The following is a 14,593-nucleotide window of genomic DNA, read 5'->3' on the forward strand; positions in this document are numbered from 1 at the left end:
GGCCGATTGACTGGGGTAAACGGCCCACTTATCGCTTCAGATATGGACTTTGAGCTGTCGGACGACCAGCGCGCCTTTCAGGCCACCGCGCGGCAATTCGCCCGCGACGAAATGATGCCCCATGCCCGGGACTGGGACGAGGGCGAGGTGTTTCCGGTTGAGACGCTGCGCCAGGCTGCCGCGCTCGGCTTTGGCGGTATTTACGTGAAGGACGATGTCGGCGGTTCCGATCTATCGCGGCTCGACGCCACCATTATCTTCGAGGAACTGGCGCAGGGCTGCACCTCGACCGCCGCCTATATCTCCATTCACAATATGGCGGCCTGGATGATTGACGCTTTTGGCGGCGAAGCGCAGCGCAAGCGGTTTTTGCCCAAGCTCTGCAGCATGGAGCATTTCGCGAGCTATTGCCTGACCGAGCCGGGCGCCGGTTCGGACGCAGCAAACCTGTCAACGCGTGCGCGGCGCGACGGCGACCATTATGTGCTCGACGGTGCCAAGGCTTTCATTTCCGGCGGCGGTGTCTCCGACATCTATGTCTGCATGGTGCGCACCGGCGGCGCCGGGCCGAAAGGCATTTCCTGCATTGTCGTCGAAAAAGACACGCCGGGGCTTTCCTTCGGCGCGCAGGAGAAGAAGCTTGGCTGGAAGTCGCAACCCACGGCGGCTGTCATTTTCGAGAATTGCCGCGTCCCGGTTGAAAATCTCGTCGGCAAGGAAGGGGACGGCTTCAAGATTGCGATGATGGGGCTTGACGGCGGTCGGCTCAACATCGCCGCCTGCTCACTTGGCGGGGCTCAATTCTGCCTCGACCGTACGCTTGACTACATGCGCGAGCGTAAGCAGTTTGGTTCTCGCCTTTCCGATTTTCAGGCGCTGCGTTTTCGCATCGCCGACTATGCCACCGAGCTCGAAGCCGCACGGCTGATGGTGCACCGCGCCGCGCATGCCGTGAGTGCCGGTGAACCGGGCGCGACGCGCCTCGCGGCCATGGCCAAGCGCTTCGCGACCGACATCGGCTTCGAGACCGTCAACGGCTGCCTGCAACTGCACGGCGGCTACGGCTATCTGCGCGATCACCCCATCGAGCGCGTGCTGCGCGACGTGCGCGTGCATCAAATTCTTGAAGGCACCAACGAAATCATGCGGCTGATCGTCAGCCGCGATCTCTTGGGGAATTGAATTGAATCCATCCGACGACATCCTGTTCGAGCGCCGCGGCAGCGCGGGCCTTGTCATTCTCAACCGGCCGAAGGCGCTGAATGCGCTGACGCATGACATGGTGCGCGCGCTGCACGCGCAACTGAAGACCTGGGCGGTGGATGACGCCGTGAGCCGCGTGATCGTCACCGCCAATGGCGAGCGCGCTTTCTGTGCCGGCGGCGACATCCGTGCGCTCTATGATCTCGGCCGCGCCGGCAAGCAGAAAGAAGCGCTGCAATTCTTCCGCGAGGAATATGCCCTCAACGCCTACATCAAGCGCTATCCCAAGCCTTATGTGTCGCTGATCGACGGCATCGTCATGGGCGGCGGCGTCGGCATTTCCCTCCACGGCTCGCATCGCGTGGCGGGCGACCGCTATGGCTTCGGCATGCCCGAAGTCGGCATCGGCTTCTTTCCCGATGTCGGCGCAACCTACGCGCTGCCGCGGCTGCCCGGCGAGATCGGCACCTGGTGCGCGCTGACCGCCAACCGCCTCCATGTCTCGGACGCTGTCCTCAGCGGCGCCGCCACGCACCACGTCAATTCACATCACTTTGCTGGTCTTCTTGAGTCGCTCTGCGGCGCCGATCCGGTCAACGCCGTGCTCTCATCCTTTATGACGAGAGCGGGGGAGGGCGAAATCATGCCCCGGCGGCGTGTCATCGACCGGCTTTTCTCCTATGACCATGTTGAAGACATACTCGCGGGCTTGGACAAGGAGGCGATGTCGGGGTCCGGCGACGCGGGCTGGGCGGCGGACACCACCCGCGCGATGCGCTCCAAGTCGCCGACGAGTCTGAAGATCGCGCTGGCGCAGATGCGGCTCGGCAGGACGAAGCCGTTTGAGGAGTGCATGGCTATTGAATTTCGCATCGTGTCCCGCATTCTCTACGGCCATGATCTCTATGAAGGCGTGCGCGCGGTGATTGTCGACAAGGACAACAAGCCGGTCTGGCGGCCGGGTGCGCTCGGCGACGTGTCGGACGCCGACGTTGCCCGTCATTTTGCGCCGCTGGCCGATGGCGAACTGGTGCTCGGATGATCGATCCGATCACCACCGCGCAGACCCAGAGCATCGAGCCGGTGCGCACACGCAAGGATGCGGCGCAGCAGGGGCCGTGGACACGGCGGCTTATCCTGTTTCTGCGGGTGATGGCGGTGCTGTCGATGATCAAGGGCCTGTTTCACTGGTCGGTGGTATTGGGGATCGGCGAGGGGCCCGACACCCAGTTCACCGCCAACCCGGTGCCCTGGCAGACGGCGACGGTGTATTTTGCCATCATCGATCTTGTCGCCGCGGTCGGGCTTTGGCTCGCCGCGGTCTGGGGCGCGGTGGTGTGGCTCACGGCGGCGGTCTCGATGGCGGCGGTGGAGGCATTCTTTCCGCAGATTTACGGCGGCTCCGTCATTGTCGTTGCGGTCGAGCTTGCCTTGTTGTGCTGCTATCTGGTGCTGGCGATGCAATCGGCGCGGGAACATCCGCACTGAACATGAATAACTCGGGAGGCTGACATGGCGCGGATCGCATTCATTGGACTCGGCAATATGGGTCTGCCGATGGCGATGAATTTGCTCAAGGCCGGCCATCAGGTTGAAGGCTTCGATCTGAATCGCGAGGCGGTCGAGAAACTCGTCGCGGCCGGCGGCGCTTCGATGGAAAGCGCGAAGATCGCCGCCTCGCGCGCCGAAGTCGTCATCACCATGCTGCCTTCGGGCAAAGAGGTGAGGGAGCTCTATCTTGAGCCGGGCGGCATCATCGACAGCGCCAATCCAGGCACGCTGCTGATCGATTGTTCGACCATCGATGTCGCCACCGCGCGCGACGCGGCGGCCTCGGCGGACGCCAGAGGTCATTTCATGATCGACGCGCCGGTCTCCGGCGGCGTCGGCGGCGCCCAGGGGGCCACGCTCACCTTCATGGTCGGCGGCAGCGAGGCGGCGTTCGAAAAGGCGAAGCCAATCCTGGAAGCCATGGGAAAGACCATCGTGCATGCCGGCGGACCCGGCAACGGTCAGGCCGCAAAGATCTGCAACAACATGATCCTCGGCGTGTCGATGATCGCCGTGTCGGAAGCCTTCGTACTGGCGGAAAAACTCGGTCTCGACGCGCAGAAGCTGTTCGACATTTCCTCGAAGTCCTCGGGACAATGCTGGTCGATGACCACCTATTGCCCGGTGCCGGGCCCTGTTCCGACATCGCCCGCCAATCGCGATTATCAGGCCGGCTTCACCGCCAACATGATGCTGAAGGATTTGCGTCTGGCGAAGGAAGCAGCACAGGCCGTCGAAGCGCGCACGCCGCTGGGCGCGGGAGCTGCGGCGATCTACAGCGCCTATGTCGACAGCGGGGAGGGCGGCCGAGACTTTTCCGGCGTCATCCAGTTCCTGCGCGACAATTGAAACGAGCGCTTGTTCATCGTCGGTTGTCTAGCGCGCAAGTCGAAATGGTTACCGGAATTCCGCGTGGTTAGCGCGCGGTTGACGCGATCTGAACAATTTGAAATTCCGTCGTCGTTTGTGACGGGCGGGAACAATCTGCGAAAGCGCAGAAAGCGCGGATATTCGAGGCGCACACCGCGCATGGTAAACACGGGCTAACCGCATCCATTCAACTGCGCGCGATGCATCTTCCATTCACTATCCCAAATAAACCTAATCTTTATTCTAGAATTTAATCCGTTCTTCAGCCGGGCTTCGTATCGTCGGACCACTAACGAGGGGAAACAGGGCCCCCGTCCAAAACGACAAAGAACTACGAAGGAAGGCGTCACATGAAAGCCGTTGCAAAAACGGTCGAGCCGTCTGTGCCGGGTGCTCAGCGTTTCGACCATGTCAGGCCGCTTTATCTGGAGGCTCTGACGCTGGTCGAGCGTCTGCATCGCCGTCTGCTCGACGTCATCAAGGACGAATTCGATCGCCGCGGGCGCGCCGACATCAATTCGGTGCAGGCCTTGCTGCTCTACAATATCGGCGACAAGGAGCTGACTGCGGGCGAACTGCGCACGCGCGGCTATTATCTCGGCTCCAACGTCTCCTACAATCTGAAGAAGCTTGTCGAGATGGGATTCCTCGATCATCAGCGCTCGCGCGTCGATCGCCGGTCGGTGCGCATCAAGCTGACCGACAAGGGCCGCGAGGTACGCGACATCGTCGAGGCGCTGTATCAGAAACATGTGCGCACCGTGGAGCAGGTCGGCGGCATTAGCTGCGACGAGTTCTCGACGCTGAACAAGTCGCTGCACCGCCTCGAGCGGTTCTGGACCGACCAGATCCTCTACCGGCTGTAAGACATTCGAAGCGAAGCCTTTCTTCTTGCCTCGGCGGGTCCTTTTGGACTCCGCCGGGGCCTTCATTTTTGCCGCAGTCACAAAATCGCCAGACCGGTTGCCTTTCTGTGCTCCCGCTGGGCGGAATGGGGATTTCGGATGCGAGACGGCGGGCAGGACACATGGCTGAACCGCAGGCGGCTGCTGCGCGGCATCGCCTCGCTCGGCGGCACCATGGCCATGGGCCCTGCATTTGCGCAGGACGCCACCCTGCAGGCGCTGATCGACCAGAACCAGCGCGGCGGCTTCGGGCTGGGCTTCGACGCCGGGCTGCGCAGCGTAAAGATGCCCAAGGCCTCGCTGGCCACGCTGTCACCGCAGACCGTCCAGACCACCGAGAAGGCCATTCCCCGCTATGAGGCCATCGTCGCGCGCGGCGGCTGGGCCGTCGTGCAGCCGACAGACCGGCTGCGGCTCGGCAACAGGCACAAGTCTGTCGTCAAGCTGCGCGAACGGCTGATCGTCGGCGGCGATCTCGACCACAACAACGGCGTCAGCGACGTGTTCGATTCCTATGTCGAGGCCGGGGTCAAGCGCTTCCAGGCGCGGCATGGCATGACGGTCGACGGCATCGTGCGCGAGCAGACCTTCAACGCCCTGAATGTGCCGGCCGAGGTGCGGCTCAATCAGCTCAAGACCAATTTGATCCGCCTGCGCAGTTTCTCCGGCAATCTCGGCAACCGCTTTGTGATGTGCAACATCCCGGCGGCGGAAATCGAAGCGATCGAGAACGGCGTCGCCGTCACCCGACATACCGCGGTTGTCGGCAAGCCAGACCGCCCGTCGCCGGACATTCAGAGTCGCATCGTCGAAATCAATTTCAATCCTTACTGGACCGTGCCGGTCTCGATCGTGCGCAAGGATTTGATCCCGCGGATGCAGGCGGAGCCGGATTATCTCGACAAGCAGCATATCCGCATCTTTGATCAGCGCGGCAACCAATTGCAGGCGCACCAGATCAACTGGTATTCGGACGAAGCCGTCAATTACATGTTCAAGCAGGATCCCGGCGAGTTCAATTCGCTCGGATCGATCCGCATCAATTTTCCGAGCGCGCATGGCGTGTACATGCATGACACGCCCTCGAAGAATCTGTTCGGCGAGGATTTCCGTTTCCATTCGTCCGGCTGCGTGCGCGTGCAGAATGTGCGCGAGTTGGTCACCTGGCTATTGAGCGACACCTCCGGCTGGTCGCGGCAGGAGATCGACCTGGTCATCCGCTCCGGCGAGCGGCGCGATGCGCGCATCGCCAAGCCCCTGCCGCTCTATTGGGTTTATGTCACCGCCTGGGCGACGCCCGACGGCGTGGTGCAATTTCGCGACGATATTTATAATCGCGACGGACTGGGGCACATCGCCACCATCAGCCGCGAATAGATCCCGGACGGATATGAGCGCACAGGACGACGAGGCGCGTGAAGTCCTCTTCGAGTTCAGGCAGGTCGGGACGACGGTCCGGGTCGCGGCGATCGATGCCGCGACCGGGACCGAAGTCACGGTGATGGGCCCGGCCACCGCCTCCCGCAACGACCTGCAGCGGCTGGCCCTGAACAAGCTGAAAGTCCGGCTGGCGGCTTTAGGTCGCTAGATATTGCGGCTTTCCACCTGACCGACCTCAAGTCTTGGCCGTTTTTTGCCGATATGCTAGGCCCTGCGTCCGGCCTTTACAGACATTCCGGGCATTCAGGAGCATTCCATGTCAGCATCCGACCGATCCCCGGCCGGCACGTCAGCGTCCAATCTGTTCACAGCAACCTTGGCGGAAACCGATCCGGAAATCGCCGCCGCGATCCGCGGCGAACTCGGCCGGCAGCGCGACGAAATCGAGTTGATCGCGTCGGAAAACATCGTCAGCCGCGCGGTGCTGGAAGCACAGGGCTCGGTGCTGACCAACAAGTATGCGGAGGGGCTTCCGGGCAAACGTTATTACGGCGGCTGCCAGTTCGTGGACGTTGCCGAACAGCTCGCCATCGACCGTGTCACCAGATTGTTCGGCTGCCGCTTCGCCAATGTGCAGCCGCATTCCGGCGCGTCCGCCAACGTCGCCGTGTTCATGGCGCTGATGAACCCGGGTGATACCTTCCTTGGCCTCAACCTCGCTGCCGGCGGGCATCTCAGCCACGGCATGAAGCTCAACATGTCGGGCAAGTGGTTCAATCCCGTGCCGTATGGCGTGCGCCGCGACGACCATCGCATCGACATGGATGAAGTCGCCTCTCTCGCCCGCCAGCACAAGCCGAAGGTCATCATCGCCGGCGGTTCGGCCTATCCGCGCATCATTGATTTCCGGCGCTTTCGCGAGATCGCCGATGAAGTTGGTGCCTTTCTGTTCGTCGACATGGCGCATTTTGCCGGCCTGGTCGCAGGCGGCGCGCATCCGTCGCCGTTTCCGCATGCGCATGTCGTGAGCACCACCACGCACAAGACCCTGCGCGGCCCGCGCGGCGGGGTCATTCTCACCGACGACGAGGAACTGACGAAAAAGATCAACTCGGCCGTGTTCCCCGGCACGCAAGGCGGCCCGCTGATGCATGTCATCGCCGCCAAGGCGGTCGCGTTCAAGGAAGCCTTGCAGCCCTCGTTCAAGGTCTATGCAAGGAACGTGGTGGAAAACGCCAAGGCGCTGTCGGAAACACTGAAGTCGCGCGGCTTCGATATCGTCTCCGGCGGCACCGACACGCATCTGATGCTGGTCGATCTGCGGCCCAAGCGCCTGACCGGCAAGGTGTCGGAAAGCGCGCTCGGCCGCGCCCATATCACCTGCAACAAGAACGGAATTCCCTTCGATCCGGAAAAGCCGACGATCACATCGGGCGTACGACTGGGAACGCCGGCCGGCACCACGCGCGGCTTCGGCATCGCTGAATTCCGCCAGGTCGGCGAGATGATCTGCGAAGTGCTCGATATCCTCTCGCAGAAACAGGTGGAAGAGGATTCGCTGGTCGAGAGCAAGGTGCGCGAGCAGGTGAAGAAGCTGGTCGAACGATTTCCGATTTATCAATCGTAGTCCGTCATGGCCGGTCTGTGCCGGCCATCCACGTCTTCTTGGTCGCGAAGACGCGGAGTCCCGGTACAAGGCCGGGCATGACGCAGGAGGAAAAGGTTTCATGCGCTGCCCGAATTGCGGAAGCCTCGACACCCAGGTGAAGGATTCCCGGCCGACCGAGGATTCATCCGCGATCCGCCGCCGCCGCGTCTGTCTGGCCTGCAATTTCCGTTTCACCACCTTCGAGCGTGTGCAGTTGCGTGAGCTCGTCGTGATCAAGCGCAACGGCCGGCGCGTGCCCTTCGACCGCGACAAGCTGATGCGCTCGATCCAGATCGCGTTGCGCAAGCGGCAGGTCGATCCTGAGCGGGTGGAACGGGTGGTGTCGCAGATCGTGCGCGAGCTGGAAAGCCTCGGCGAGAACGAGATCACCTCCGACACCATCGGCGAGAATGTGATGCAGCATCTGCGCGAGCTCGATCACGTCGCCTATGTGCGCTTCGCCTCGGTCTATCGCAATTTCCGCGAGCCCAAGGATTTTGAAACTGCCGTCGCCGAATTGTCCGAGGATGACGCCCGGACGGCCCAGGCGCCGCGCAAATAGGCGGTCATGTCGAGCGACGATGAACACTTCATGCGGCTCGCCCTGAATCTGGGCCGGCGCGGTCTCGGCAATGCCTGGCCCAATCCGGCCGTCGGCGCCGTCATCGTCAATGACGGCGCCATTGTCGGGCGCGGCTGGACGCAACCGGGCGGGCGCCCGCATGCCGAGACCGAAGCCTTGCGTCGGGCCGGTGACGCGGCCAAGGGCGCGACGCTTTACGTCACTCTCGAGCCTTGCTCGCATCACGGCAAGACGCCGCCCTGCGCCGACGCCATCGTCGCCGCCGGCATTGGCCGGGTCGTGTCGGCGCTGGAAGATCCCAATCCGGACGTGGTCGGGCAGGGCCTTGCGCGCTTGCGTGAGGCCGGTATCGAAGTCGAGACCGGCCTCTGCGAGGAGGACGCGCGGCGCGCGCATGCCGGTCATATCCGGCGAATTCGCGACGGCCGTCCGCATGTGACGTTGAAACTGGCGGTGTCGTCCGACGGCAAGAGCGGACTTCCCGGGCGCCGTCCGGTCCAGATCTCGGGAGAAGCGGCGCGCGCGCGCGTGCACATGATGCGCGCCATGAACGATGCCGTGCTGATCGGCATTGGCACGGCGCTGGCGGACAATCCGCTGCTGACCTGCCGGTTGCCCGGCATGCAGAAACGTTCGCCGGTGCGTGTCGTGCTCGACAGCAAGCTGCGGCTGCCGCCCGAACATGCCCTGGTCGCCGGCGCGCGCGAGACGCCGCTCTGGGTGATCGCCGCCCCCGATGCGCCCGCCGCAAATGAAAAGGCGTTGCAGGAAGCCGGCGTCGACATTCTGCGCAGCGGCAAGGGCGAGGGTGGACTCGATCTGCGCAAGGCGCTGGCGCTTCTCGGCGGCAAAGGCATTACGCGCCTGCTGGTCGAGCCCGGTCCGCTCCTTGCCGCGGCCTTCCTGAAAGCCGAGCTGATCGATGAGGCGGCTGTGATCCGCTCACCCGCAGCGCTTGGCGCCGGTGCCATTGGCGCGATCGAGGGACAGTCTCTCAACGCGCTCACCGACTCGCTAAAATTCAGGATTGCCGGACAGGAAAAATTGGGCGCCGATCAGCTGACGATCTATGAACGGATTTAGCAGGCAAACATGTTTACCGGCATTGTGACCGATATCGGCGAAGTTTTGAGTGTCACCGCGCGCGCCAACACGCTCAGCCGCATCGAGATCGCCTGCAGTTTCGATCCGACGTCCATCGCGCTCGGCGCCTCGATCTGCTGCTCCGGCATTTGCCTGACCGTGGTCGAGGTCGGCGAAAAGAACGGCCGCGGCGTCTTCGCGGTCGATGCCGCGGCCGAGACGCTGCGGCTGACCAATGCCGGCGGCTGGCAGGCCGGCACCAAGCTCAATCTGGAACGGTCGCTCAAGGCCGGCGACGAACTTGGCGGCCATATCGTCAGCGGCCATGTCGACGGACTCGCCGAGGTGCTGTCGCGCGAGGATTTCACCGACCAGGCGCGCTTTGTCCTGCGCGCTCCGAAGGCTATCGCGCGCTTCATCGCCGCCAAGGGTTCGGTGGCGCTCAATGGGGTCTCGCTCACGGTAAACGACGTGTCAGGCGATGATTTCTCCGTGCATATCATCCCGCATACGCTAGCCGTCACCACCTTTGGCGCCGTCAAGGCCGGCGATGCCCTCAATCTCGAAATCGATGTGATGGCGCGCTATGCTGCGCGCCTGATGCAGGCGCAATGAAAGCGGCTTGCGCTGGCCCGCACGGACGCGTAGGTGACGGCGTTCTGAGTGGAGTGACGTGATGGCCGGCAAGCGCGGTGACAGCACAAACGGCGATGGCCTGCAGGGCGCGCGCATCCTGATCGTGGAGGCGCGCTTTTACGACGATATCGCCGACGCGTTGCTGGCTGGCGCGACCCGGCGGCTGACCGAAGCCGGCGCCGTTTTCGATCGCATCACCGTGCCCGGGGCGCTGGAAGTTCCGGCCGCCATCGCGATGGCGCTCGACGCCGCGGCCAAGGCGAACACGCCATATGACGGCGTGGTGGCGCTGGGTTGCGTCATCCGCGGCGACACCATTCATTTCGAGATCGTCTCGCAGGAATCCGCCCGCGCGTTGATGGATCTGTCGGTCGCGCGCCAGATTCCGCTCGGCAATGGTATCCTCACCGTCAACACCGAAAGCCAGGCTTGGGCGCGGGCGAAACTCGACGAGGGCGACAAAGGAGGGGACGCCGCGCGCGCCGCCTTGGCCATGCTGCAGATCAAGCGCGATCTGTCGAAACCGAAAGCGCGGGCGGAGTGATGAAGCGGGCGCAGAAATCCGACGATCGCAAAGCCAACCGGCGCGGCGCGGCGCGCCTTGCCGCCGTGCAGGCGCTGTACCAGATGGACATCGCCGCCACTGCGCTCGACGAGATTCTTGCCGAATTCGAAAGCCATTGGCTCGGCGGCGAGGTCGAGGGCTCGCAATATCTGCCAGCCGAAGCCGCCTTCTTCCGCGACATCGTGACCGGCACCGTGCGTGAGCAGCGCAAGCTCGATCCCATGATCGACGCCGCGCTCAGCGCCGGCTGGCCGCTCAAGCGGGTGGAAGCCTTGCTGCGCGCGGTGCTGCGCGCCGGCGCCTTCGAACTCGACCAGCGCAGGGACATTCCCGCCCGCGTCGTTGTCTCTGAATATGTTGACGTCGCACACGCCTTTGTCGACCGCGACGAGACCGGCATGGTCAATGCCGTGCTCGATACGCTGGCGCGCCAGTTGCGGGCGGCGGAATTCGATCGCGCCTCCGGCTGACGCATCATGGAAACGGCGGAAGACAGGCTGATCGCGCGTTTCTTCCGGCCTCTGGCGAGCCATCCCGGCGCGCTGTCGCTCGCAGATGACGCTGCGGTTTTCGCGCCGCCCGAGGGACACGAAATTGTCCTCACCACCGACGCGGTGGTCGCCGGCGTGCATGTGCTGGCGGGCGAGACACCCGACGCGATCGCGCGCAAGACGCTACGCGTCAATCTTTCCGATCTCGCGGCCAAGGGTGCGACGCCGGCGGCTTTCCTGCTGTCGATCGCGCTGCCGCGCGAGACAGGTGAGGACTGGCTCGCCGCCTTTTGCAGCGGACTCAGGGACGATGCCGACGCATTTGGCTGCTCCCTGATCGGCGGCGACACCGATCGCACCGACGGCCCGCTCACCGTAACCATTTTCGCGCTCGGCACCTTGCCGCGCGGCACCATGGTGAAGCGCAGCGGCGCGCAGCCGGACGATCATATTCTGGTCAGCGGCAGCATCGGCGATGCCGCGCTCGGCCTTATGCTCCGGCGCGATGCATCTTTGGCCGCGCGCTGGTCGCTCACCGCAGACGAGCGCGATCATCTGCTCGCGCGCTACCGCCTGCCGCAGCCGCGCGTCGCCTTCGCCGATGTCGTGCGCGCGCATGCCTCCGCGGCGATCGACGTCTCGGATGGGTTCGTCGGCGACCTGTCGAAATTGCTGCGGGTCTCCGGCATGTCGGCCGAGGTGACTCTGGCGTCTGTGCCGCTGTCCTCCGGCGCCCGCAAAGCGCTCGCGGCGGACGCCGCCTTGCGGGACACGATCTATGGCGGCGGCGACGATTACGAAATCGTCTGCACGGTGCCCGACAGCAAGCTTGAGGCCTTCAACACGGGGGCTGGGGAGGCCGGCATTGTGGTGGCGGACGTGGGCCGCGTGCGTGAGGGCCGGGAGCCGCCGCGCTTTCTCGATGCCACCGGCGCCCCGTTGACCTTTGCCCGTCGGTCCTTCAGCCATTTCTGAAAGCAAAAAATTCGGGGAAGGATGAGATGTCGCCGGATGCAGGAAAAACAGCCAGCGAACCGAAATCCTGGGGCGTCGCCGGCCATTCGCGCGCAGCCCGGCGCAAGCGCAATTTCCCGACCGTCGAGGATTTGCGCAAGCGCGCGGAGCGGCGTGTGCCGCGGCTCGGCTACGCGACGGTGGCGGGCGGCACCGGCAGCGATCTGTGTGTGATCCGCAACACAACCGCGCTCGACGCCATCCAGATCGTGCCGCGTTATGGTGTCGACCGCGAACGAGTCTCGACCGAGGTCGAATTGTTCGGGCGTTCTTACGCCGCGCCGGTCGGCGTCGCGCCGATGGGCTTGCAGGGGGTGATGTGGCCGGGCGCCGAACGTCATCTCGCCCGTGCCGCGCAGAAGTCTCGCATTCCCTATACGGCCGGTACCGTCGGCGGCGTCGCACTTGAAGAACTCGCCGCCCTTGCGCCGGACGTGATCTGGTTTCAGCTTTATCGCTTCCCCGCCAATGATCATGCCGTGGGAATCGATCTGGTGAAACGTGCCAAGGCGGCGGGTGCACATGTTCTGGTGCTCACGCTCGACACGCCGACGCGCGCCAAGCGACCGCACGAATTGCGCAACCGTCTGGTGCTGCCGTTTCGTCCATCTGCACGAATGGTGCTGGAGACGTTGATGTGTCCGGCTTGGCTCGCGGCGTTGCTGACGCAAGGCCGCCCAAGCTTTCCAAGTCTCGCCCGTTATGTCGGCGCCAATCCGAGCAAGGCGGAGATCGCCGATTTTGCGCAGAATGCACTGACGGGCGGTTTCACCTGGGATGAGGTCGCGCGTTATCGCGATCTCTGGCGCGGGCCGATGGTCGTGAAAGGCATCATGCATCCGGCCGATGCCGAGACGGCGGTGTCTCTTGGCGTCGACGGCGTGCAGGTGTCGAACCATGGCGGCCGGCAATTCGAAGCCGCGCCGGCGGCGATCGATGCAGTGCCGTCGGTTGCCGCGGCTATAGGAAAGCGCGCTACAGTCCTGTTCGACGGCGGTGTGCGATCAGGGATCGATATCATGCGCGCCCTGGCAGTTGGCGCGCACGCGGCGCTTGCGGGCCGCACATTTCTCTATGGTGTCGCGGCGCTTGGCGCGGAGGGCGCAGACTACGTCGCCTCGCTCTTGATAGACGAGCTTCGTATTGCAATGCGACAGGCGGGCGTGCATGCGCTGCAGGACATCGCCTCGCTCACCGTCCGTCACCCCGGCGCGTTGCAGGTCTGGCCTGCGGTGGCTCCACTGGCGCAGGTGGGATTCGGCCGTTAAGAAGGCCAACCCCATTCAGGGAACTGAATATGACAGCCCCTGTCGAAACCGCCGCTTTCGTGCCCGATGATCGCCTTGCAAAACGCAACGCGGTCATTCTCGCCGTAACCCAGGCGCTTGCCGGCGCCAACAATACGGTGATGCTGGCGACCGGCGCGATCGTTGGGTCCATGCTCGCGCCCGACAAGGCCTACGCAACTGTTCCCATCACCGTCTACGTGGTTGGGATGTGGCTTGGCACGCTGCCGGTTGGCCGACTTGCGCGCCGCTACGGCCGCCGCACGGCATTCCAGGTCGGCACCGTTTTCGGCGTTCTGACCGGCCTGTTCGGTTACATGGCCGTCATGCAATCGTCGTTCATGCTGTTCAACATCGGTGCGATCTGCTGCGGACTTTATGCCGCTGCGCATCAGGCTTATCGTTTCGCCGCGGCTGATACCGCCAGTGAAGCCTTTCGTCCAAAAGCGATCTCGTGGGTCATGATCGGCGGCGTCTTTGCCGCGATCCTTGGTCCGCAACTCGTCATCTTCACCAAGGATGTCTGGCCGCCTTATCTGTTCGCGGCCAGTTTTCTCGCGCAGGCGGCCGTCGCAGTTGCTGCCGCAATCGTTCTGAGCTTTCTCAAAATTCCGACGCCCCCGCGTGTGCAGGCAGGCGGCGAGGGCAGGCCACTGAAGGAGATTGTGCAACAGCCGCGATTCGTCGTGGCAGTGATCTGCGGTGTCGCCAGCTATTCGATGATGAACATGGTGATGACCTCGGCGCCGCTTGCCATGGTCCAGTGCAATCATTCGGTGAGCGATGCCGCGCTCGGCCTGCAATGGCACGTGCTCGGCATGTACGCGCCGAGTTTCTTTACCGGCAGCCTGATCGCGCGCTTCGGTTCCGCGAAGGTCATCGGTGCCGGCTTCGCGCTGCTTCTGGCGAGCGCCACGATCAGCATTGCCGGCATCTCGCTCTGGCATTTTTGGCTCGGCCTCGTGCTGCTTGGCATGGGCTGGAATTTCGGATTTATCGGGGCCACCGCCATGGTGACGCAATGCCATCGCGCGGAAGAGCGCACGCGTGTGCAGAGCTTCAACGACTTTCTGGTCTTCGGCTCGATGGCGATCGGCTCCTTCGCCTCTGGCAATATGCTCGCCCTTTACGGCTGGGCCTTCGTGAATGGCGTCGTGTTCCCGGTCGTGCTGATCGCGACAGCATTGCTGATCTGGCTGACTCTGCGCAGCCGCCGCCCGGCGGTGTAGCTCGGCGTGAGTGCGGTCCTTGTCGCGCGGAGCGAAGCGAAATCCGGGTGCGGAAAGACCGTCGCCGGATCAAGCCCGCATTCCGCTGCGCTCCATGCAGGGCTAGCCGTATCCAGCCAGGATGGTCTGGAATTCACGAAACTAGGATT

Annotated in this window: 16 protein-coding genes; all 16 read left to right on the forward strand. The window is 63.7% G+C overall.

Features of this window, described 5'->3' with window-relative positions; all coding sequences use genetic code 11:
* Window positions 1-42 precede the first annotated feature (42 nt).
* The 16 genes from RO009_16270 to RO009_16345 all read left to right on the forward strand — a co-directional run bounded on the left by RO009_16270 (window position 43) and on the right by RO009_16345 (window position 14,444).
* The gene (locus RO009_16270) at window positions 43-1,182 is read left to right on the forward strand and encodes an isobutyryl-CoA dehydrogenase (GenBank protein ID MDT3686589.1); all 1,140 of its coding nucleotides are present in this window, start codon (window positions 43-45) and stop codon (window positions 1,180-1,182) included.
* A 1-nt stretch (window position 1,183) separates the two neighbouring features.
* Window positions 1,184-2,245: an enoyl-CoA hydratase/isomerase family protein gene (locus tag RO009_16275; protein ID MDT3686590.1), complete on the forward strand. Its 1,062-nt coding sequence runs from the start codon at window positions 1,184-1,186 to the stop codon at window positions 2,243-2,245.
* The gene (locus RO009_16280; GenBank protein MDT3686591.1) at window positions 2,242-2,691 is read left to right on the forward strand and encodes a DUF6163 family protein; all 450 of its coding nucleotides are present in this window, start codon (window positions 2,242-2,244) and stop codon (window positions 2,689-2,691) included. Before RO009_16275 ends, RO009_16280 begins: the two co-directional genes overlap by 4 nt.
* 24 nt (window positions 2,692-2,715) lie before the next feature.
* Window positions 2,716-3,603 carry a 3-hydroxyisobutyrate dehydrogenase gene (gene mmsB, locus RO009_16285; GenBank protein ID MDT3686592.1) on the forward strand — a complete coding sequence of 296 codons (888 nt, stop codon included), beginning with the start codon at window positions 2,716-2,718 and terminating at the stop codon, window positions 3,601-3,603.
* A 371-nt stretch (window positions 3,604-3,974) separates the two neighbouring features.
* Window positions 3,975-4,490, forward strand: coding sequence for a MarR family winged helix-turn-helix transcriptional regulator (locus RO009_16290; GenBank protein MDT3686593.1), 516 nt, complete (start codon window positions 3,975-3,977; stop codon window positions 4,488-4,490).
* 138 nt (window positions 4,491-4,628) lie between these two features.
* Entirely contained in the window at window positions 4,629-5,906 is a 1,278-nt protein-coding gene (locus RO009_16295) for a L,D-transpeptidase family protein (protein MDT3686594.1), read from the forward strand.
* Between the two features lie 13 nt (window positions 5,907-5,919).
* The gene (locus tag RO009_16300) at window positions 5,920-6,117 is read left to right on the forward strand and encodes a serine hydroxymethyltransferase (protein MDT3686595.1); all 198 of its coding nucleotides are present in this window, start codon (window positions 5,920-5,922) and stop codon (window positions 6,115-6,117) included.
* A gap of 108 nt (window positions 6,118-6,225) precedes the next feature.
* The gene (glyA, locus tag RO009_16305) at window positions 6,226-7,536 is read left to right on the forward strand and encodes a serine hydroxymethyltransferase (GenBank protein MDT3686596.1); all 1,311 of its coding nucleotides are present in this window, start codon (window positions 6,226-6,228) and stop codon (window positions 7,534-7,536) included.
* A 100-nt stretch (window positions 7,537-7,636) separates the two neighbouring features.
* The gene (gene nrdR / locus RO009_16310) at window positions 7,637-8,119 is read left to right on the forward strand and encodes a transcriptional regulator NrdR (GenBank protein MDT3686597.1); all 483 of its coding nucleotides are present in this window, start codon (window positions 7,637-7,639) and stop codon (window positions 8,117-8,119) included.
* A 6-nt stretch (window positions 8,120-8,125) separates the two neighbouring features.
* Window positions 8,126-9,223: a bifunctional diaminohydroxyphosphoribosylaminopyrimidine deaminase/5-amino-6-(5-phosphoribosylamino)uracil reductase RibD gene (gene ribD / locus RO009_16315; GenBank protein MDT3686598.1), complete on the forward strand. Its 1,098-nt coding sequence runs from the start codon at window positions 8,126-8,128 to the stop codon at window positions 9,221-9,223.
* A 9-nt stretch (window positions 9,224-9,232) separates the two neighbouring features.
* The gene (locus RO009_16320; protein ID MDT3686599.1) at window positions 9,233-9,838 is read left to right on the forward strand and encodes a riboflavin synthase; all 606 of its coding nucleotides are present in this window, start codon (window positions 9,233-9,235) and stop codon (window positions 9,836-9,838) included.
* A gap of 61 nt (window positions 9,839-9,899) precedes the next feature.
* Window positions 9,900-10,403 (forward strand): 6,7-dimethyl-8-ribityllumazine synthase, encoded by a 504-nt coding sequence (gene ribH, locus RO009_16325; protein MDT3686600.1) that lies wholly within the window; start codon window positions 9,900-9,902, stop codon window positions 10,401-10,403.
* The gene (gene nusB / locus RO009_16330) at window positions 10,403-10,894 is read left to right on the forward strand and encodes a transcription antitermination factor NusB (protein MDT3686601.1); all 492 of its coding nucleotides are present in this window, start codon (window positions 10,403-10,405) and stop codon (window positions 10,892-10,894) included. The genes ribH and nusB overlap by 1 nt, the downstream gene beginning before the upstream one ends.
* A 6-nt stretch (window positions 10,895-10,900) precedes the next feature.
* Window positions 10,901-11,890 carry a thiamine-phosphate kinase gene (gene thiL / locus RO009_16335; GenBank protein ID MDT3686602.1) on the forward strand — a complete coding sequence of 330 codons (990 nt, stop codon included), beginning with the start codon at window positions 10,901-10,903 and terminating at the stop codon, window positions 11,888-11,890.
* A gap of 26 nt (window positions 11,891-11,916) precedes the next feature.
* Window positions 11,917-13,197 carry an alpha-hydroxy acid oxidase gene (locus tag RO009_16340; GenBank protein ID MDT3686603.1) on the forward strand — a complete coding sequence of 427 codons (1,281 nt, stop codon included), beginning with the start codon at window positions 11,917-11,919 and terminating at the stop codon, window positions 13,195-13,197.
* A gap of 29 nt (window positions 13,198-13,226) precedes the next feature.
* Window positions 13,227-14,444 (forward strand): MFS transporter, encoded by a 1,218-nt coding sequence (locus RO009_16345; GenBank protein MDT3686604.1) that lies wholly within the window; start codon window positions 13,227-13,229, stop codon window positions 14,442-14,444.
* The last annotated feature ends 149 nt before the right edge of the window (window positions 14,445-14,593 follow it).

This window comes from Pseudorhodoplanes sp. (genome assembly GCA_032027085.1).
Lineage (GTDB): Bacteria > Pseudomonadota > Alphaproteobacteria > Rhizobiales > Xanthobacteraceae > Pseudorhodoplanes.